This is a genomic window from Streptomyces sp. NRRL F-4489 (assembly GCF_001509485.1).
Lineage (GTDB): Bacteria > Actinomycetota > Actinomycetes > Streptomycetales > Streptomycetaceae > Streptomyces.
On sequence record NZ_LLZI01000259.1, the window covers coordinates 15991 to 34380 of the forward strand.

Sequence of the window (18390 nt, forward strand, 5' to 3'; positions counted from 1 at the left end):
CGCCCCGGGAACCCGGTTGGAGGAGTATCCGCCCCGCCGGGCGGGCACGCGGAGCCCACGGGCGGAAGGTTGGAGAGCCTGAGCGCCGCGCCGCGCGCCCGATGTGCCGGCGCCGGCCCGCCCCGGGAGCGCCCCCGAGCGCCCCCAGCCCGCCACCCCCGAACGTCCTCGACCGCAGGAGTGCACGTGACGAACCGCCGTCGTCCTCGGATCGTGATCGTCGGAGCCGGTTTCGCCGGCTACCACTGCGCCCGCGCGCTGGCCAAGCAGGCCCGGGGCGCGGCCGAGATCGTGCTCGTCAACCCGCACGACTACTTCCTGTACGTACCGCTGCTGCCCGAGGTGGCCGCCGGGATACTGGAGCCGCGCCGGATCTCCGTTTCGCTCACCGGGACGCTGCCCGGCGTCCGGCTGGTCCTCGGCCAGGCCCACCACGTCGATTTCGACGCCCGCCGGGTGCTGTTCACCGACCCGGAGGACCGGGAGGGCGAGCTGACGTACGACCGGCTGGTGCTGACCGTCGGGAGCGTCAACAAGCTGCTGCCGATCCCCGGGGTGTCCGAGCACGCGCACGGCTTCCGCGGGATGCCCGAGGCGCTCTACCTGCGCGACCACATGACCCGCCAGGTCGAGCTGGCCGGCGCCGCCGCGGACCCGGCCGAGCGGGCGGCGCGGACCACGTTCGTGGTGGTGGGCGCCGGCTACACCGGGACCGAGGTGGCCGCGCACGGGGTGCGGTACACCGAGCAGCTGGCCCGCCGCAACGCCGGGCTGCCGGACGGTTCCCGGCCGCGCTGGCTGCTGCTGGACATCGCCGGCCGGGTGCTGCCGGAGCTGGACGAGCGGCTGTCGCGGACCGCCGGGCGGGTGCTGCGCGACCGGGGCGTGGAGGTCCGTACGGGTACCTCGGTCAAGGAGGCCACGCCGGACGGGGTGCTGCTCGACGACGGCGAGTTCGTCGCCAGCCGGTCGCTGATCTGGTGCGTCGGCGTCCGGCCGGACCCGCTGGTGGCGTCGATGGGGCTGCCGACGGACCAGGGCCGGCTGTGCGTGGACGCGTTCCTGCGGGTGCCGGGCCGGCCGGAGGTCTTCGCCTGCGGCGACGCCGCCGCCGTACCGGATCTGACCCGGCCCGGCCGGCTGACGCCGATGACCGCGCAGCACGCCCAGCGGCAGGGCCGGATCGCCGCGCGGAACGTGGCGGCGTCCTTCGGCCAGGGCACCGAGCGCGCATACGAGCACCACGACCTGGGCTTCATGGTGGACCTGGGCGGCGCGCAGGCCGCCGCGAACCCGTTCCACATCCCGCTGTCCGGCCCGCTCGCCGGCGCGGTCACCCGCGGCTACCACCTGATGGCGATGCCCGGGAACCGCACCCGGGTGGCCGCCGACTGGCTGCTGGACGCGGTGCTGCCCCGCCAGGGTGTCCAGCTCGGGCTGGTGCGCTCCTGGTCGGTGCCGCTGGACACCGCCTCCCCGGAAGTGGCCCGGGTGCCGCGCGACTCGGATGGCGGTCCGGCGTGAACCGTGCCGCGCCTCCTCGTACCGCCTCTGAACAGGCGCTTTACGCGCTCCAGTGCCTGCCGGGACACGAGTTGCCGTTGCTCCGGGCGAGGCACACAGTGAGAGGGACACATCACAACGAGATCGGAGCACATCGTGATCGTTCTCGGCATCATCCTGCTCGTGGTCGGCTTTCTGACCGGCATTTCCATCCTGTGGACGATCGGCATCATCCTGCTGGTCATCGGAGCGATCCTCTGGCTGCTCGGTGCGGTGGGACACGCGGTCGGCGGACGGCGGCACTACTGGTAACGGCGGCCGGCGCCCGCCCTACGGGAGGCGCCCGCCGTACGGAACCCACCAGTGAGGCCGCCGGAGAGGAGCACGGCGAACGGCGGCGTGCCAGGGAGGCCGGAGCCTGACATGTCTTCCTCGACCCCGACCCTCGACCACACCAGCGCCCCCGTCCTGGAGGCCCTCGCCGAGTACCACGCCGCGGGCCGGCTGGGCTTTTCCCCGCCCGGCCACAAACAGGCCCGCGGCGCCGACCCGCGCGTCCGCGAGATCCTCGGCGACGCGGTGTTCCGCTCCGATGTGCTCGCCTCGGGCGGCCTGGACGACCGCCGCACCAGCAACCGGATCCTGGACCGCGCCGAGGAGTTGATGGCGGACGCGGTGCACGCCGCGCACACCTTCTTCACCACCTGCGGCAGCTCCCTGTCGGTCAAGGCGGCGATGCTCGCCGTGGCCAGTCCGCACGAGACACTGCTGATCGGCCGGGACGCGCACAAGTCCGTCGTCTCCGGCCTGATCCTGGCCGGTATCCGCCCCGTGTGGGTGGAGCCCCGGTGGGACGCCGGACGCCATCTCGCGCACCCGCCGTCCGCCGAGGAGTTCGAGCGGGCCTTCGCCGCCCACCCGGACGCCCGCGGCGCGCTGGTCACCAGCCCCACCCCGTACGGCGCCTGCGCGGACCTCAAGGCCCTCGCGGAGGTCTGCCACCGCCGGGGCCGCCCGCTGATCGTGGACGAGGCGTGGGGCGCGCATCTGCCGTTCCACCCCGCGCTGCCGTCCTGGGCGATGGACGCGGGCGCGGACATCTGCGTCACCAGCATCCACAAGATGGGCAGCGGTCTGGAGCAGGGGTCCGTCTTCCACCTCTCCGGCGATCTGATCGACCCCGCGCTGCTGAAGTCGCGTGCCGATCTGCTCGGTACGACCAGCCCGTCGGTCCTGGTGTACGCGGGGCTGGACGGCTGGCGCCGGCAGATGGCGCTGCACGGCCGGGAGCTGCTGGGCCGCACGCTGGACCTGGCGGCGGAGGTCCGGGCGGCGATCGAGGAGATCCCGGGGCTGCATGTGCACGACCGCGCCGACTTCTGCGGGCCGGGCCGGGCCGACGACTTCGACCCGCTGCCGGTCGTCATCGACGTCAGCGGTCTGGGCACGACCGGGTACGCGGTGGCCGACTGGCTGCGCGCCCACCGCCGTGTGGACGCCCACCTCTCCGACCACCGCCGGATCAACACCCAGCTCACCCACGCCGACGACGAGGCCACCGCCGCGGCGCTGCTGACCGCGCTGAAGGACGCCGCCCGCCACTTCACCAGCACTCCCCCGGCCGAGCGGGAGCGTCCGCCGGCCGTGGCCGTCCCGCCGCCCGCCGAGCTGCGGCTGCCGCAGGACCGCCTGCCGCGCGACGCCTACTTCGGTCCGGTCGAGGACGTCCCCGTGCAGGAGGCGGTGGGCCGGATCGCCGCCGAGATGATCACGCCGTACCCGCCGGGCATCCCCGCCGCGCTCCCCGGCGAACGCCTCAACGAGCCGGTGCTGCACTACCTCCGCACCGGCGTGGCCGCCGGGATGAACCTCCCCGACGCCACCGACCCCCAGCTCCGCACCGTCCGCGTGCTGGCCCGGGACACCGAGTCCGACGATGCCTGAACTGCCCGATGTGGAAGCCTTCCGGGAGGTCCTGGCCTCCTGCGCGCAGGGGCGGACGGTGCGCGGGGTCGAGGTGCGCGACGCGGGGGTGCTGCACGGGGTGAGCGCCGCGCGGTTGCGGCGCGCGGTGGAGGGGCGGACGTTCGCCGCGCCCGAACGCCGCGGGAAGTGGCTGCTCGCGCCCCTGGACGACGGCTCCCCCACGCTGCTGCTGCACTTCGGGATGACCGGCTCGCTGGTGTGCTGCCGGCCCGAGGACCCCATCGCACCGCACGACCGGGTGCTGTTCGCGGTCCCGCCGGACCGCCAGCTGCGCTACCGGGACCAGCGCAAACTCCAGGGCCTGTGGCTGGCGGCCGGCCCGGACGACCCGGTGCTGGCCCGGGCCCTGGCCCACCAGGGGCCGGACGCGCTGAGCGTGGACCGCGGTGCGTTCGATTCGGCGCTCGGCCATCGCCGCGGCGGCCTCAAATCGGCCCTCACCGACCAGTCCGTCCTGGCCGGTCTCGGCAATCTGCTGGCCGACGAGATCCTCTGGCGGGCCCGGCTCCACCCCACCGACCGGGCCGGTGCGCTCACCGACGCCGAACGCGCCCGGCTCTACCGCAGTATGCGCCGCACGCTGCGGTCCGCCGTCAAGGCCGGCCGGGTACCGCCCGACCGCGGCTGGCTCACCGGCCACCGCGACGACCGCGAACCGGCCTGCCCGCGCTGCGGCACCGCCCTGCACCGCGACCGCGTCGCCGGCCGCGGCACGGTGTGGTGCCCGCGGTGCCAGCCACCGCCGGACACCCGCCGCAGACCGCGCGAACGCCAGGCAGGCTGAACGAACGGCAGGCACCCCTCGCAAGACCGGCACCGTTCGCAGACAGACACCGTTCAGAAGACAGGCACCCCTCGCAAGACCGGCACCGTTCGCAGACAGACACCGTTCAGAAGACAGGCACCACTCGCAACGCACGACAGGACCCGGAAGACAGGCACCGTCATGGCAGCGAACGACCGCGAGGACCCGCCGGAGACCAGTGGCGCGGAGCCCGCCCCCACCGACCTGCTCACCGAACTCGCCACCGACCACCGCGAGATCGAGACGCTCCTCGGCCGCCTGGACGCCGCCGCCCCCGGCAGCCCCGACCGCAAGCAGCTGCTCGACACCCTCACCATCGAACTGGTCCGCCACACGGTCGCCGAGGAGGAGCACCTCTACCCGGCCGTACGCAAGCACCTGGCGGGCGGCGACGGCCTGGCCGACAAGGAACTCGCCGACCACCGGCGCGTCGAGGAACTGCTCAGGGAACTGGAGGGCCGGAGCGCCGGCGAGGATCAATTCGGCGTCCTGGTACGCGAGTTGAGCGTTACGGTGACCGCGCACATCGCCGACGAGGAGCGCACCCTGTTCCCCCTCCTCCGCGAGGGCGTGCACCCGTTCGTACTGGAAAGCCTCGGCCGCAAGGCGCAGGAGGCCAAGAAGACCGCCCCCACCCATCCGCACCCGCGCGCGCCCAGCACCCCGCCCGTCATCGGACTGCTGGCGCCGGGCATCGGCCTCGTGGACCGCGTCCGCGACTACCTCACCGGCCGCCACTGACCCCAGGCCGCCCGGCCGGGCCCTCACCCCACCGCAGGAACTTCCCGGAAACGGGTCGCACCTCCGCCCCGATGCCCCGCCCCGCGCCTAACATCACCGGCACACCCACGACCCGACATAGCCAGTCAAAGTCACAGCCACAGTCACAGACAGCCACAGCCAGTCAGGAGGCGGCCTTATGAGCGCGGAAGCGGGCCACGGCCGGGCGTACACCATCCAGCCGGCCGGCAGCACCGGGCAGCGCGCCTGTCCCCACGAGGTCTTCCCCTACCCGCTGAAGGTCCGGGTCGTGGACGAGGACCAGTCACCGGTGGCCGGGGTGCCGGTGACGTTCACCTGGGACGCGATGGGCGAGCAGGCGCTCTTCGACGGGGTCGACACCACGGTGACCGTCCTCACCGACCCGGAGGGCTACGCGGAGACCCCCACGCTCGTGGCCGGGGACGCGGCCGGCACCGCCGCCTTCACCGTCACGGCGGCCGACGCGCCGCCGCTCAAGGTGGAAGTAGCGGTCGCCCACTGACACACTCCCGGCCGGTCACCCCGCCGCCCGGTCACTCCGGGCCCGGGGCCGCCAGCGTCCGGACATCGGTGTTCGCGCCGCACAGTACGATGCCCGCCGTCGCCGGCGTCCCGCCGTCCGCGCCCGCCCCGGCCCGCCAGGCGGCCCAGCCCGCGAGCGCGGTGGCGGCGGCGTGTTCGACCACGATGCGCTGTTCGGCCCACAGCCGCCGGCGGGCGCGCTCGATCTCCTCGTCGGGCACGGTCAGGCAGTGCACGCCGTCCTGCTGCGCGGCGTGCAGCGCGAGGGCCGAGGCGCGCCGGGCGCCGAGCGAGTCGGCGGCCACCGAAGCGATCTCCACATCGACCGGGTGCCCGGCCCGGACCGCCGCGTTCAGCGCACAGCAGTGCTCCGGTTCGACGGCCAGGACGCGGATGCCGTGGTGCCGGGCGGCGGCCGCGATCCCGGCGAACAGCCCGCCGCCGCCCACCGCGACCACGACGGTGTCCAGCTCCGGCACCCGGGCGCGGAACTCCGCAAGGACGGTGCCGGCCCCGGCGGCGATCAGCGGGTCGTCGTAGGCGTGCGAGGCCAGTGCGCCGGTTCCGGCCGCGAACTCCTGACAGGCCGTCAGGGCCTGGGCGTACTCCGTGCCGACCAGCCGCACCTCGGCGCCGTACGCGGCCAGCTTGGCGACCTTCACCTCGGGGGCGTTCCGCGGCAGGAAGACGGTGGCCGGGACGCCCTGCTGCTGGGCGGCCCAGGCACAGGCCAGGCCCGCGTTGCCGCCGGACGCGATGGTGACGCCGGCGTCCGGCAGGGTCCCGCCGGCGCGGTGCGCCCGCAGGAAGTTCTGCGCGCCGCGGGCCTTGAACGATCCGGTGTACTGCCGGAACTCCAGCCCCAGCCAGGCACCGCCGCCGACGCCGTCCCGGGAGCCGTCCGGCGCCGCGACGGCGAGCGGCCGCACCGCTCCGGCGATCCGCTCACCGGCCGCCGCGACCTCCGCGTGGCTCAGACATCTCTCGTCCTCACCCCGCCGGTCCTCGCGCTGCTCATGCTCACCCTCGCCGTCGCCCATATCGCTTCCTGCCCGTTGCTCCGTTCGGCCGGAACGGCCTCCTTCACGATAGGCCGACCGCCGGGGCGTTCTAGTGTCGCCGTATGGACGAGGTGCGGGTGGTACTCATCGGCGGGACGTCGAATGTCGGCAAATCGACCATCGGGCAGGCCCTCGCGGAGCGGCTGGGCTACGCGTACCGGACCACGGACACGCTGGCCCGGCATCCGGGGCGGCCCTGGCGGACGCCGGAGCGGGAAGTTCCGGCGCATGTCGCCGAGCACTACGCCTGGCTCGGCCCGGACGAGTTGATCACCTCCGTGCTGGACCACTACGCCCGGCTCTGGCCGCGGATCGAAGCGCTGGTCACCGCGCAGGCGACCGGGGAGGCGGCGGAGCCGGGGCTGGTGCTGGAGGGCTCGGCGCTCTGGCCGGAGCGCGTCGCCGGGCTGACCGTTCCGCACACCGGCGCGGTGTGGCTGACCGCCGACCCGTCCGTGCTCGGCGCCCGGGTGCGCGCCGCCGGGCGCTACGCCACGGCGACCGAGGAGGAACGGCACCTCATGGACAAGTTCCTGGCCCGCACCGAGCGGTACCAGACCCTGATGCTGGCCGCCGTGCGCCGCCTGGGTCTGGACCACCTCGACGCCGGCGGCGGCCGCTCCCCGGCGGAACTGGCCGGCGCGGTCCTGGCGACCGTCGCCGCGCAGCGGGCCCCGGGCCGGCCGCCGGCCCCCGCCGACGTGCCCCAGGGGTCGGGCGCCTAAATCTCCGTCCCGGCGACCTTGAGCACCAGCTTGCCGGTGGTGGTGCCGGACTCGATGCGGCGGTGCGCCTCGGCGGCCCGGTCCAGCGGGAGTTCGGCGACCCGCACCCGGAGGCCGCCGTCGGCCGCCGCGGCGACCACGTGCCGCAGGGCCCGGCCCGCGGCGGCCGGGAACGCGGCGGAGAACGCCGCGAGGTTGAAGCCCGAGACCGTCTTGCCGGACAGCCACAGCTCGTTGGCGGAGAGGCCGACGTCGTCGGCGCCGGAGGCGTTGCCCATCACGATCAGCCGCCCCATCGGCGCCAGCGCGTCCAGCCCGGCCCGGCGCGCCGGCCCGCCCACCATGTCGACCACGACGTCGAACTCGCCCGCCCCGGCGACCTGGTCGCGCGGGATCACCTCGTCGTAGCCGAAGGCCCTGGCCGACTCGGCCTTCGCCGGGCTGCCGACCGTGCCGACGATCCGCCCCGCCCCCAACCGCCGTGCCACCTGGCCCAGTTGACTGCCCACTCCGCCCGCGGCGGCGTGCACGAGGACTCGTTCCCCGGGCTGGAGGCGCGCCACCTGGCTGAGGACGAGGTGGGCGGTGGTGCTGTTCGACGGCAGGGCCGCCGCGAGGTCGAGGCCCAGCCGCGGGTGCGCGTCGAGCGGGGCGACCAGTTCGGCGGCGGTCACCACCACCTCGGCGTACCCGCCGCTGTCCACGATGGTCAGGGCGGCGACCGGCTGGCCGACCGCCAGTCCCTCGACGCCGTCGCCGAGGGCGCGGATGTGTCCGGACACCTCGATGCCGGGGACGAAGGGCAGCGGTACGTCCGCGAGGCCCTGCCGGTAGAGGATCTCGGCGAAGTTGGCGCCCGCGTAGGCCACATCGATGGCGACCTGGCCCGGACCGGGCTCCGGCACGTCCACCTCGGCGGCGGTGAGCACGTCCGCACCGCCGAACTCGGGGATGACCACGGCCTTCATGCGCCGCCCCGGGCGGCCGGTGGTGAACTCGTTGTTCGTCATGGGGACGATCCTGCGGGATCGGCGCGGGGTGCGGAGAGTGCGGGCTGATCCTGGGTGTGGCACCACCAGGCTGCGGTGGGCCGCGGATCTCTGGACGCGAATATCCGGATGAGCCCGGGCCCGGGTGCCGCTACGGTGCCGGGTATGGGTGGTGGTGGCGGAGGAGGGGCCGGTGCGGGTGTGCGGCGGGCGCTGATCGATACGGCGCCGCTGCGGGCCTCGCGGCCGTTCCGGCGGCTGTGGGCCGGTGGGACGCTGTCCGCGCTCGGCTCCCAGATGACGCTGGTCGCCGTCATGTTCCAGGTCTGGGGGATGACGCACAGCACCACATGGACCGGCGCGGTCGCCCTGGCACAAGCCGTTCCGCTGATCGGGCTGGGGCTTTTCGCCGGCGCGGTCGCCGACCGGGTGGACCGGCGGCGGTTCTACCTCGTGATGACCGCGGGTCAGGCCGGGTGTGCGGTGCTGCTGGCGGTGCAGGGGTTCCTGGGTGACGTGGTGCCGGTGTCGGGGGTGCTGCTGCTGGTGGCGGCGCAGTCGTGCTTCGTGGCCGGGAGCGGGCCGGCGGCGAAGACGTTCCTCCCGGCGCTGCTGCCCCGGGAGCAGCTGGCGGCGGGGCTGGCATCGCAGCGGATCGGGTGGCAGGGCGCGATGCTGGTCGGGCCGGCGCTGGGCGGGCTGGTGCTCGGCGGGCTGGGCGTCGGCGCGTGCTACGCGGTGGACGCGCTGAGCTTCGCGGGAGCGCTGTACGGGGCGCTGGCGCTGCCGCCGCTCGCCGCCGAGGGCGCCGCTCCGGCCCGGCCGGGACTGGGCGGCGTCGCGGACGGGCTGGCCTTCCTGATCCGTACGCCGGTCATCCGCGGGGCGCTGCTGACGGACCTGGCGGCGACCGCGCTGTCCATGCCGATGAGCCTCTTCCCGCTGGTCAACGCCGAGCGTTTCGGGGGCGATCCGCGGACGCTGGGGCTGTTCCTGTCCGCGGTGGCGGTCGGTGGCCTGGTGGCGACGCTGTTCTCGGGGACGTTCACCCGGCTTCCCCGGCCCGGGCTGGTGATGCTGTGGGGTGCGGCCGGCTGGGGCGCGGCGCTGGTGCTGTTCGGGCTGAGCCCCAACAGGTGGCTGGGGCTGGGCTGTCTGGTCCTCGCCGGCGCGGCCGACACCGTGTCGGTGGTCTGCCGGAGCACCCTCGTCCAGTCGCGCACCCCGAACGCGCTGCTGGGGCGGGTCGGTGCGGCCGAGCAGATCGTGGGGCAGGCCGGGCCGGACCTCGGGAACATGCGGGGCGGGGTGGTGGCCGACGCGACGTCGGGGGTGGTGGCGCTGGTCAGCGGCGGTCTGCTGTGCCTGGGGACGGTGGTGCTGGTGGGACTTGTGACGCCGGGGCTGCGGCGGGGCACGGCCGCGGGGACGGACAACGGAGACCGGGGCGAGGAGACGGACCCCGGCCGGCCGCGCGAGGCGGCGGCCGACGCGTGAGTCCGCCGCCCACCGGTCCCAGCCCGTTGGGCGAGGGCGGTGGTGGGGCCGGCCGGCGGCAGCGGCATACTTGCCCGTCGGCGCGACGCGATCTTTGCCGTATGTGAGGAGCAGTCATGTCCGACCAGTCCGCCGCCGAGAAGACGACCTTCAGGACCGTCTTCGAGGTGGCACCCGCCGTCCTGGAGCAGGCGGAGGCCATCGCCGGAAAGTTCCAGCGCGCGATCGCGCCGGCCACCGTGGACTTCGACTTCGGCGAGATCAGCCGGGCCGCCGCCGCCATCCCCGACAGTTCGACGGTGAAGATCGTGCGCGGCTGGGGCCTCCAGGAGACCGCGCCCGTCGGCGTGATGGTGATGTCCCTGCGGGAGGCCGTCCGCCAGGCGCTCAACGAGCCGTACGCCAACCCGGCTTTCTGGGAGAAGGCGGAGGCCGCGCTCACCGAGGTCTTCCTCGGCCTCGGCGAGCAGGAGGGCACGCACCTCTCCTTCTACGGCGACCCCTTCGACAGCACCAGCTACTACTACAACCTCCTCTTCGCCCTCCACGACGAGGAGACCGGGGACTTCGTCTACGCGATCGCCCTGTGCGTGAACGTCACGCTGGCGCTGAGCCCGGAGAAGGCCCGTTCGCTGACCCTGGACGACGTGGTGCGGTGCGCGATCCGCCTGAACGCCATCGCCGTCCGGCAGCCGGTGCCCGCGGCCGGCTGACCACCCGGCGGGCGGCCCGCCCGTACCTGCCGGGCCGCCCCCCGCAACGCGGCGCCCCGCCCCCGGCACAGCGGGGGCGGGGCGCGCTTCATCGCTCGCTTCCTATCGGATTCGCGTGTACGGCGGCCGCCCAGGCGGCGAGCAGCTGCTCGTACTCGGTCAGTTCCTCGGGCCAGAGCGGCCGTCCGATGCGGGCGGCCATGAACGCGCGTATCGCGCGGTTGGCCTCGGCGGTGGCGTCGGGGACGCAGGTGGTCGCCATACGCAGATGATATTGCGCTCGGGCGGTCTGCGGCTATTACCGCGTTTGGATGAAACTGGCAAGCTCTGCCCTTGATGTGACGGACCCGTAGGCGCCGGTCCGCACGGACGGCGCGGCGTCAGTCGCGCGGGGCCGCGGCGGGGGCCTGGGCCCAGGCCGGTCGCCAGACGCCGCCCGGGTGGGGCTCGTTGAGCGGGGCGGTGGCGAGGTGGGCGCGGAGGGCGGCCAGGCCGGGGTGCGGGTTGTCGGCGTGCCAGACCAGGGAGTGCGGGTACACCGGGGTGGGGTGGTGGACGGTGATCCGCCGCAGGTCGTGGCGGACGGGCCAGACGAGCGGGGTCCGGGCGCCGAAGAAGCTCGCCAGCGACGAGGAGTCGGCGAGCGCGTCGAGCAGCGCCTCCACACCGAAGTTGGGGCCGATGGTGTCGATGGTGAGGCCGAAGGCGGCGGCGAGGTCGTCGTAGTAGGCGCCCCATTCCGTACCGGGGGCGTTGCCGGGCATCCAGATGCGGTGGCCGGCGAGTTGGGACAGGGTGACGGCGGGGGCGTCGGCGAGTTCGTGGGCCGGGCCGGTGCACAGTTGCAGCGGTTCGTCGAAGACGGGGGTGGCCTCGATGCCGTCCGGGAGCCGCCGGCCAGGCATGGTGACGGCGCGGAACGAGGCGTCGATGGTGCCGGCCTGGATCGCGGCGAATGCCTCGTCGGCGTCGAAGAGGGTGACGACGTCGAGGGCGGTCCCCGGGTGGGCGCGGTGGAAGTCGCGCAGCAGGCCGGCCGTGGCGACCCGCCGGCCGATGACGTCGACGCGCAGCGGGCGGGAGCCGGGGCGTACGGAGGCGGCGGCCCGTTCGGCGGCCTGGAGGAGGGCGCGGGCGTGCGGCAGGAACGCCTGGCCGTCGATGGTGAGGTCGGCGCCGCGCGCGGTGCGGGTGAACAGCCGGACGCCCAGGCCGCTCTCCAGGCTGCCGACGCGCTTGGAGACGGCCTGCTGGGTGAGCGAGAGGTCGAGGGCGGCCTTCTGGAATTGCCCCGCCTCGGCGACCGCGACGAAGGTCCGCACAGCGTTGATATCCATGGGCGGGACTCTAGCGGCACAACGGTGATTTGTGGAGCGGTACTGGATTCGTCACGTGGATGCCCTGATTCAGCGGGCAAGACAACTAGAGAGAACGCAACCCACAACTATCAGTTGTGACTCAGCGCTGCGGATGCCATTCGATCAGCAATATGGTGGCGTCGTCGCGGAGGACGTCGTTCTGCTGCTCGACCAGTGAGTGGATCAGGCGGCGGAGCGCCTCGGCGGGGAGTTCGCCGGCGGCGGTGGCGCGGATGATGCTCGCGGTGAAGCCTTCCAGGCCGAGCGGGCCGCCGGCCATCCGGGACTCGGTGACGCCGTCGGTGTAGAGGAGGACCCGGTCGCCCGGTTCTAGGGCGGCCTGGTGGACCTGGCGGCGGATGCCGGAGAGCCGGGCCGGCATGCCCATGGGCGGTTCGCCGGGGGTGTCCAGCGCTTCCCCGATGACCTGCTGGTCCCGGATCAGCAGGGGCGGCGGATGGCCGCAGTTGCACCAGGTCAGCAGGCCGCGGGCCAGGTCGAGCTGGGCGGCGATACCGGTGCAGAACTGGTCCGGCAGCCATTCGGCGAGCACGTCGTCCACGGTCTCGACCAACTCGGTGAGGGAGCCGCCCCGGCGGCGGGCGCTGCGGCAGCCGGCCAGGGCGAGCGCGGTGGTCATCCCGGAGGCGAGGTTGTGGCCCATGGCGTCGAGGATCACGGCGTTCAGGGTGGACTCGGTCAGCGAGTGGTCGAAGCCGTCGCCGCCCAGTTCGTAGGCGGGTTCCAGGACGGCGGTGGAGACGGCGCGTTCGTTGCCGATGCTGCGGGGCGGCAGCAGGGACCGGACCATCTCGGCGGGCAGCGTCATGGTCTCGGTGCGGGCCTGCTGGATGAACCGGTCGCAGAACGCCCGCCGCGAGGTGATCACCATGGCGAGTACGGCGGCCAGCGTGCGGCAGCGGCGCAGCCGGGTGGAGTCCAGGACGTCCACGTGGGCGCCGAGCACGCCGATCCGGTCCTCGCCGTCGACCAGCGGCAGCCAGACGATCAGCTGCCCGGGGCGGGCGGAGTCGCCGGTCTGCTCGACGCGCAGGCTCAGCGTGCGGTACGTCCAGCCGGCCAGCGACGCGTCGACCGCGAGCCGTTCGCCGCCGGACATGGGGGTGAGATAGCGCTGCTGGAGGTCGACGACGTAGAGGCAGACCTTGCGCAGGCCGAGGTCGGCGGCGTAGCGGTCGACGAGATTGGACAGGCTGGTGGGGGCGGTGGTGTGGAGGTCCGCCAGGAAGTCCTGGAGCAGCCGTTCGCCCTCCCCCGCCGGGATGCGCTCCGCCTCCGCCATCCGTTCGCCTCCGGGGCCAGTGCCGACAGTGAGGGGCCCGTGCGCCGGGGCGGGCCCGGTGCGGCGGCCGCGTCCGCGCGCGGCCGGCGCTGTGACGAGCCAAGTCGCTCGGGGCCGGGCGCGCCATCCGGGGGCGCCATACGGGGACGCATCCGGGTCGCGCCGTGGCCGGGAGCCGGCGCCGCGGCGCCTCTCAGTCCAGGGCCTGCGCCGCCACGCGGAGGTCGGAGACCAGGCCCGCGTAGGCGGTGTCGCGCTCGTCGGAGCGGAGGATCGCCGAGGGGTGGAGGGTGGCCAGGACCAGGCCGCCGGGCACGGGCGGCTCGCCGTCGCGGGCCGGCGGCATCGGCAGCAGCGCGCCCCGGTCCTTGGTGACGCGGAACGACGACCCGAGGAGCTGCTTGGCGGCGGTGGCGCCGAGGGCGACGGTGACGTCGGGGGCGACCAGCCGCAGTTCGGCGTCCAGCCAGGGCCGGCAGGCGGACAGCTCGCGGAGGCTGGGCGCCTTGTGGATGCGGCGTTTGCCGCGCGGGGCGGTGGTGAACTTGAAGTGCTTGACCGCGTTGGTGAAGTAGGCCCCGCCGGCGTCCAGACCGGCCTCTTCCATGGCCTTGCGCAGCAGCCGCCCGGCCGGGCCGACGAAGGGCTCGCCCTGGCGGTCCTCCTGGTCGCCGGGCTGCTCGCCGACGAGGACGAGCCGGGCGCGGTCGCTGCCGGCGCCGAAGACCGTGCCGGTGGTGTCGCGGAAGAGCGGGCAGCCGCGGCAGCCGGCGGCGGCCCGGCGGTAGGCGGCGAGCCCGCCGCCGCGGGGGAGGTATGGCGTGGCGTCGTAGCCCTCGCCGGCGTCCGGGGGCGGGGCGGTGGTGCCGGTGTCGGGTGGGGTCATCGGGTGCTTGCCTCCTCATGGGTCCGCCGGCGTGTCCCGGGGGCGGCCGGGCCCGGCGCTCCCCCGGTGGTTCCATGGTCGCCGCCCGTGCCCCCGGGTGCGAACGCTCCTTCGGGCGCCGATCCTGAGAGGCGTAAGGAGTCGCACGTCGCGGCGACCACGCACCGGAATGAGCAGGACGTACCCGACGAGGCAGCGTGTCGCGGCACCGTCGTGACAGCGGAACGGACACACATGAGCAACGGATTCGTGGGTCCGGAGGGGTCTGGACCGGACTCGTTTGGTGACTTTCTCGCGCGGTTCTTCGGACGTCCCGCGCAGTCGCACGGCGACGGCGGCACGCCGATGCCCCGGCAGGCGGACATCGCCCGGCTGATGAGCGGGCCGGCCCGCGACCTGGTGACCTCCGCCGCCGCGTACGCCGCCGAACACGGCAGTCCGGAGCTGGGCACCGAGCACCTGCTGCGGGCCGCGCTGAGCACCGAGCCGACCCGTACCCTGCTGCGGCAGTCCGGCGCGGACCCGGACGCGCTGGCGGCCGAGATCGACCGCAACGCCGGGTCGGGGCCGCACCAGCGGAGCGTCGCGGTGACGCCGGCGGTCAAGCGGGCGCTGCTGGGCGCGCACGAGCTGGCGCGGGGTACGGGGGCGTCGTACATCGGTCCCGAGCACGTCCTGGAGGCGCTGGCGGCGAATCCCGATTCGGCGGCCGGGCGGATCTTGCATCTGGCGCATTTCGATCCGCAGGCCAGCGCGGGCGGGCACAGCGGTGCCGGGGCGCATCCGCCGTCCGGGTCGAGCGCCGAGCACGGGCCCGTACCGCACCACGACACGCCGACGCTGGACAAGTACAGCCGGGATCTGACGGATATGGCGCGGGCCGGGCGGATCGATCCGGTGATCGGGCGCGAGGAGCAGATCGAGCAGACCATCGAGGTGCTGTCGCGGCGCGGGAAGAACAATCCGGTGCTGGTCGGCGACGCGGGCGTGGGGAAGACCGCGATCGTGGAGGGGCTGGCGCAGCGGCTGGCCGACGGGGAGGTGCCCGAGACGCTGGCGGGGCGGCGGATCGTGGCGCTGGACCTGACCGCGGTGGTGGCCGGTACGCGCTACCGCGGCGACTTCGAGGAGCGGATGAACAACATCATCGAGGAGGTCCGGGCGCACTCCGACGCGCTGATCGTCTTCATCGACGAGCTGCACACGGTGGTCGGGGCGGGCGGCGGCACCGGCGAGGGCGGGGCGCTGGAGGCCAGCAACATGATCAAGCCGGCGCTGGCCCGCGGTGAGCTGCACGTCATCGGCGCCAGCACGCTGGAGGAGTACCGGCGGCACATCGAGAAGGACGCCGCGCTGGCCCGCCGCTTCCAGCCGATCCTGGTGCCGGAGCCGACGGTGCCGGACACGGTGGAGATCCTGCGCGGGCTCCAGGACCGCTACGAGGCGCACCACCAGGTGCGGTACTCCAACGAGGCGGTGCTGGCGGCCGTGGAGCTGTCCGACCGGTACATCACCGACCGGTTCCTGCCGGACAAGGCGATCGACCTGCTGGACCAGGCGGGCGCCCGGGTCCGGCTGCGGGCGGCGGCCAAGACGCCCAGCGTGCGGGATCTGGAGCGCGAGGTGGAGCAGCTGGGCCGGGACAAGGACCAGGCGGTCGCGGCCGAGCAGTACGAGCGGGCGACCGAGCTGCGGGACCGGATCGCCGCGCTCGCCGAGCAGATCCGGGTGGCGCAGGAGTCGCCGGGCGAGCGGCCGGTGGGCGGTGACGGGCGGATCGTGGAGGTGACCGCCGAGGACATCGCGGAGATCGTGTCGCGGCAGACCGGGGTGCCGGTGAGCAGTCTGACGGAGGAGGAGAAGGACCGGCTGCTGGGCCTGGAGGGGCGGTTGCAGAACCGCGTGATCGGGCAGGGCGACGCGGTGGCGGCGGTGTCCCAGGCGGTGCTGCGGTCCCGGGCCGGGCTGGCCGATCCCAACCGCCCGATCGGCAGTTTCCTCTTCCTGGGCCCGACCGGTGTCGGCAAGACCGAGCTGGCGCGGGCGCTGGCCGAGGCGCTGTTCGGCAGCGAGGACCGGATGGTGCGGCTGGACATGAGCGAGTACCAGGAGCGGCACACGGTCAGCCGGCTGATCGGCGCCCCGCCCGGATACATCGGACACGAGGACGCGGGCCAGCTGACCGAGGCGGTGCGGCACCACCCGTACTCGCTGCTGCTGCTGGACGAGGTGGAGAAGGCGCACCCGGACGTCTTCAACATGCTGCTCCAGGTGCTGGACGACGGGCATCTGACGGACTCCCAGGGCCGCCGGGTGGACTTCAAGAACACCGTGATCGTGATGACCAGCAACCTCGGTTCGGAGGCGCTCAGCGGCGGCCGCGGGGTGCTGGGCTTCGGGCCGGCGGAGGGCTCGGCCGCGGACGACGGGGCCCGGGAGCGGGCGCTCGGCGCGCTGCGCGGCCACTTCCGGCCGGAGTTCCTCAACCGGCTCGACGAGATCATCGTCTTCCGCCAGCTGACCGACGAGCAGCTGCACCAGATCACCGGGCTGCTGCTGGAGGGCACCCGCCGCCGGCTGCACGCGCAGGGCATCGCGGTGGAGTTCAGCCCGGCGGCCGTGGACTGGCTGACCCGCCGCGGCCACCAGCCGGAGTACGGGGCGCGGCCGCTGCGCCGGACCATCCAGCGCGAGGTCGACAACCGGCTGTCGCGGCTGCTGCTGGACGGCGCGCTGGCGTCCGGCGACCGGGTCGAGGTGGAGGTGGAGGACGACGCGCTGGCGTTCCGGGCCGCGCAGGAGCACCGGCAGTGAGCGGCCCGGAGACTCAAGTCCGGTCAAAAGGTAGGGAGTTGAGCTGAACGGGCGGCGGAAGGACCGGGACCCGGGCGAGCCGGAGCTGATCCTGCCGCGCGGCCGGGACGAGACGGAGGAGCAGCGCGCCGACCGGCGGTGGACCGAACTCCTCCAGGAGGTGCGGGTCATCCAGACCGGGGTGCAGATCCTGTTCGGTTTCCTGCTCACCGTGGTGTTCACCGCGCGGTTCACCACGCTCGGTACCGCGGACCGCGTCATCTACGCGGTCACGCTGCTGCTGGGCGCCTCGACCACCGGCGCGCTGGTGGGGACGGTGACCTTCCACCGGCTGCTGGCCGGCCACCGGCTCAAACCGCAGACGGTGCTGTGGGCGGCGCGGCTGGCGCTGGTCGGGGTGGTGCTGCTGCTGGCCACGGTCGCCTCGGCGCTGCTGCTGATCCTGCGGCTGGCGCTGAACGACACGGTCGCGCCGTGGGTGGTGGCGGGGCTGGTGGCGTGGTTCGTGCTGTGCTGGTTCGTGCTGCCGGCGTGGGTGCTGCGCCGCTATTCGTCGTCGGACTGAGGCGGCCGCGGCCGGCTCTGCGGGCCGGCGGGTGCGGTGCGACGATGAGAGGGCCCGGGGGATCCGCGGAAAATGGAGGGTGCCATGACGGTCTGCGAGGTCTGCGGGAACGACTACGCACGCGGTTTCGAGGTGCGCATCGACGGCGAGTCGCACAGCTTCGACTGTGTGGAGTGCGCCGCGCATCTGCTCGCGCCGACGTGCGAGAACTGCCGGTGCCGGATCCTGGGGCACGGCCTGGAGGCGGGCGGCCGGATGTTCTGCTGTGCGCACTGCGCGCGGCTCCAGGGGGTGCGGGAGCTGGCCGACAGCGTGGCGTAGGGCCGCGGTCCGTACACGCGATGCGGCGGCCGTCCCCGGGGACGGCCGCCGCATCCGCGCGCCGGTCTCTCCGCTCGCCGGTCAGACACCGGCCGGCGCGGGGGCCACCCGGCGGGGACGCAGCAGCAGCGCGGCGCCGGCCAGGCCCGCGCTGAGGATCGCCAGGCCGACGGCCAGCAGCTCGGGCCACGCCGAGGTGTCGCCCAGGCTGCTGCGCAGCGGGACCAGGACGCCGGCCCGGGACAGCGCGTGCAGCACGATCACGGTGACCGCGGCCGCCGCGCTGGCCGCCCAGACGGCGGCGGTGTCGCGCATCGCCAGGCAGCCGGCCAGCAGCAGGTACACCGCGGCGATGGTCATCGACAGGGCGTCCGACGAGCCGCCGTGGGTCTCCGCGGCGCCCACCGGCAGATGGCTCAGCCCGCACAGGGCGAGCGCGGCGGCGGCGGGCCAGCGCAGCACGGACCGCAGCACCCCGCCCATCGCCTGGCCGGGCGCCCCGGGTGCGCCGGGGGGCTGCCAGCCGCCGCCGGCCGGCGGAACGTTGGCGGACGGCCAGGGGGCGCGCTGGGGGCGGGGC

The 18390-nt window shown here is 74.3% G+C and carries 18 protein-coding genes and 1 pseudogene; 12 read left to right on the forward strand and 7 right to left on the reverse strand.

All coding sequences use genetic code 11. The features are described 5' to 3' along the window. Window positions 1–213 precede the first annotated feature (213 nt). The 6 genes from ADL22_RS26900 to ADL22_RS35010 all read left to right on the forward strand — a co-directional run bounded on the left by ADL22_RS26900 (window position 214) and on the right by ADL22_RS35010 (window position 5558). A complete protein-coding gene (locus tag ADL22_RS26900; RefSeq protein ID WP_066985133.1) occupies window positions 214–1524 on the forward strand; it encodes an NAD(P)/FAD-dependent oxidoreductase in 1311 nt (436 codons plus the stop codon). Window positions 1525–1659: 135 nt separating this feature from the next. After that, on the forward strand, window positions 1660–1815 hold the full coding sequence (locus tag ADL22_RS35840; RefSeq protein WP_199836382.1) for a DUF6131 family protein: 156 nt from the start codon (window positions 1660–1662) through the stop codon (window positions 1813–1815). A gap of 111 nt (window positions 1816–1926) precedes the next feature. Then, on the forward strand, window positions 1927–3447 hold the full coding sequence (locus ADL22_RS26905) for an aminotransferase class I/II-fold pyridoxal phosphate-dependent enzyme (RefSeq protein ID WP_066985136.1): 1521 nt from the start codon (window positions 1927–1929) through the stop codon (window positions 3445–3447). Next, entirely contained in the window at window positions 3440–4273 is an 834-nt protein-coding gene (locus ADL22_RS26910; RefSeq protein ID WP_066985140.1) for an Fpg/Nei family DNA glycosylase, read from the forward strand. Before ADL22_RS26905 ends, ADL22_RS26910 begins: the two co-directional genes overlap by 8 nt. 162 nt (window positions 4274–4435) lie before the next feature. Then, window positions 4436–5035, forward strand: coding sequence for a hemerythrin domain-containing protein (locus ADL22_RS26915; protein WP_066985143.1), 600 nt, complete (start codon window positions 4436–4438; stop codon window positions 5033–5035). 178 nt (window positions 5036–5213) lie between these two features. Further along, window positions 5214–5558, forward strand: coding sequence for an Ig domain-containing protein (locus ADL22_RS35010; protein ID WP_066985146.1), 345 nt, complete (start codon window positions 5214–5216; stop codon window positions 5556–5558). A gap of 31 nt (window positions 5559–5589) precedes the next feature. Here ADL22_RS35010 and ADL22_RS26925 read toward each other — a convergent pair whose 3' ends face one another. Further along, window positions 5590–6618: a serine/threonine dehydratase gene (locus ADL22_RS26925; protein ID WP_079064465.1), complete on the reverse strand. Its 1029-nt coding sequence runs from the start codon at window positions 6616–6618 to the stop codon at window positions 5590–5592. Between the two features lie 83 nt (window positions 6619–6701). Here ADL22_RS26925 and ADL22_RS26930 point away from each other — a divergent pair, with 83 nt between their 5' ends. Then, complete coding sequence (locus ADL22_RS26930; protein WP_066985149.1) at window positions 6702–7364, forward strand: AAA family ATPase; 663 nt, start codon at window positions 6702–6704, stop codon at window positions 7362–7364. Here the strand turns inward: ADL22_RS26930 and ADL22_RS26935 are convergent. Beyond that, window positions 7361–8374, reverse strand: a complete 1014-nt coding sequence (locus ADL22_RS26935) for a quinone oxidoreductase family protein (RefSeq protein WP_066985152.1) — start codon at window positions 8372–8374, stop codon at window positions 7361–7363. The genes ADL22_RS26930 and ADL22_RS26935 overlap by 4 nt on opposite strands. Before the next feature lie 144 nt (window positions 8375–8518). On the opposite strand from ADL22_RS26935, the gene ADL22_RS26940 reads away from it, so the two are divergent. Next, entirely contained in the window at window positions 8519–9850 is a 1332-nt protein-coding gene (locus ADL22_RS26940) for an MFS transporter (protein ID WP_079064466.1), read from the forward strand. Window positions 9851–9966: 116 nt separating this feature from the next. Next, complete coding sequence (locus tag ADL22_RS26945; protein WP_066985156.1) at window positions 9967–10563, forward strand: Type-2Aa cytolytic delta-endotoxin; 597 nt, start codon at window positions 9967–9969, stop codon at window positions 10561–10563. 88 nt (window positions 10564–10651) lie between these two features. On the opposite strand, the gene ADL22_RS35845 is transcribed toward ADL22_RS26945, so the two are convergent. The 4 genes from ADL22_RS35845 to ADL22_RS26960 form a co-directional block, all read right to left on the reverse strand. After that, the gene (locus ADL22_RS35845; RefSeq protein WP_199836383.1) at window positions 10652–10825 is read right to left on the reverse strand and encodes a hypothetical protein; all 174 of its coding nucleotides are present in this window, start codon (window positions 10823–10825) and stop codon (window positions 10652–10654) included. 118 nt (window positions 10826–10943) lie between these two features. After that, window positions 10944–11900: a LysR family transcriptional regulator gene (locus ADL22_RS26950; protein WP_066985159.1), complete on the reverse strand. Its 957-nt coding sequence runs from the start codon at window positions 11898–11900 to the stop codon at window positions 10944–10946. Window positions 11901–12021: 121 nt separating this feature from the next. Then, window positions 12022–13224: a PP2C family protein-serine/threonine phosphatase gene (locus ADL22_RS26955; RefSeq protein ID WP_066985162.1), complete on the reverse strand. Its 1203-nt coding sequence runs from the start codon at window positions 13222–13224 to the stop codon at window positions 12022–12024. Window positions 13225–13417: 193 nt separating this feature from the next. Next, window positions 13418–14110 carry a UdgX family uracil-DNA binding protein gene (locus ADL22_RS26960; protein WP_066985165.1) on the reverse strand — a complete coding sequence of 231 codons (693 nt, stop codon included), beginning with the start codon at window positions 14108–14110 and terminating at the stop codon, window positions 13418–13420. Between the two features lie 234 nt (window positions 14111–14344). Between ADL22_RS26960 and ADL22_RS26965 the strand changes: the two genes are divergently transcribed. The 3 genes from ADL22_RS26965 (at window position 14345) to ADL22_RS26975 (ending at window position 17810) form a co-directional block, all read left to right on the forward strand. Then, a complete protein-coding gene (locus ADL22_RS26965; protein WP_066985168.1) occupies window positions 14345–16924 on the forward strand; it encodes an ATP-dependent Clp protease ATP-binding subunit in 2580 nt (859 codons plus the stop codon). An 85-nt stretch (window positions 16925–17009) separates the two neighbouring features. Then, window positions 17010–17489 carry a DUF6328 family protein gene (locus ADL22_RS26970; protein ID WP_066985171.1) on the forward strand — a complete coding sequence of 160 codons (480 nt, stop codon included), beginning with the start codon at window positions 17010–17012 and terminating at the stop codon, window positions 17487–17489. Between the two features lie 84 nt (window positions 17490–17573). Further along, complete coding sequence (locus ADL22_RS26975) at window positions 17574–17810, forward strand: hypothetical protein (protein ID WP_066985174.1); 237 nt, start codon at window positions 17574–17576, stop codon at window positions 17808–17810. Window positions 17811–17891: 81 nt separating this feature from the next. Here ADL22_RS26975 and ADL22_RS26980 read toward each other — a convergent pair. Further along, window positions 17892–18390, reverse strand: a pseudogene (locus ADL22_RS26980) (hypothetical protein); the annotation flags it as partial.

What these genes read in the sequence shown, in the direction of transcription:
- ADL22_RS26905 (WP_066985136.1), top strand. Translation starts at nt 1,927, where the DNA reads ATGTCTTCCTCGACCCCGACCCTCGACCACACCAGCGCCCCCGTCCTG.
- ADL22_RS26910 (WP_066985140.1), top strand. Translation starts at nt 3,440, where the DNA reads ATGCCTGAACTGCCCGATGTGGAAGCCTTCCGGGAGGTCCTGGCCTCC.
- ADL22_RS26915 (WP_066985143.1), top strand. Translation starts at nt 4,436, where the DNA reads ATGGCAGCGAACGACCGCGAGGACCCGCCGGAGACCAGTGGCGCGGAG.
- ADL22_RS35010 (WP_066985146.1), top strand. Translation starts at nt 5,214, where the DNA reads ATGAGCGCGGAAGCGGGCCACGGCCGGGCGTACACCATCCAGCCGGCC.
- ADL22_RS26925 (WP_079064465.1), bottom strand. Translation starts at nt 6,618, where the DNA reads ATGGGCGACGGCGAGGGTGAGCATGAGCAGCGCGAGGACCGGCGGGGT.
- ADL22_RS26930 (WP_066985149.1), top strand. Translation starts at nt 6,702, where the DNA reads ATGGACGAGGTGCGGGTGGTACTCATCGGCGGGACGTCGAATGTCGGC.
- ADL22_RS26935 (WP_066985152.1), bottom strand. Translation starts at nt 8,374, where the DNA reads ATGACGAACAACGAGTTCACCACCGGCCGCCCGGGGCGGCGCATGAAG.
- ADL22_RS26940 (WP_079064466.1), top strand. Translation starts at nt 8,519, where the DNA reads ATGGGTGGTGGTGGCGGAGGAGGGGCCGGTGCGGGTGTGCGGCGGGCG.
- ADL22_RS26945 (WP_066985156.1), top strand. Translation starts at nt 9,967, where the DNA reads ATGTCCGACCAGTCCGCCGCCGAGAAGACGACCTTCAGGACCGTCTTC.
- ADL22_RS35845 (WP_199836383.1), bottom strand. Translation starts at nt 10,825, where the DNA reads ATGGCGACCACCTGCGTCCCCGACGCCACCGCCGAGGCCAACCGCGCG.
- ADL22_RS26950 (WP_066985159.1), bottom strand. Translation starts at nt 11,900, where the DNA reads ATGGATATCAACGCTGTGCGGACCTTCGTCGCGGTCGCCGAGGCGGGG.
- ADL22_RS26955 (WP_066985162.1), bottom strand. Translation starts at nt 13,224, where the DNA reads ATGGCGGAGGCGGAGCGCATCCCGGCGGGGGAGGGCGAACGGCTGCTC.
- ADL22_RS26960 (WP_066985165.1), bottom strand. Translation starts at nt 14,110, where the DNA reads ATGACCCCACCCGACACCGGCACCACCGCCCCGCCCCCGGACGCCGGC.
- ADL22_RS26965 (WP_066985168.1), top strand. Translation starts at nt 14,345, where the DNA reads ATGAGCAACGGATTCGTGGGTCCGGAGGGGTCTGGACCGGACTCGTTT.
- ADL22_RS26975 (WP_066985174.1), top strand. Translation starts at nt 17,574, where the DNA reads ATGACGGTCTGCGAGGTCTGCGGGAACGACTACGCACGCGGTTTCGAG.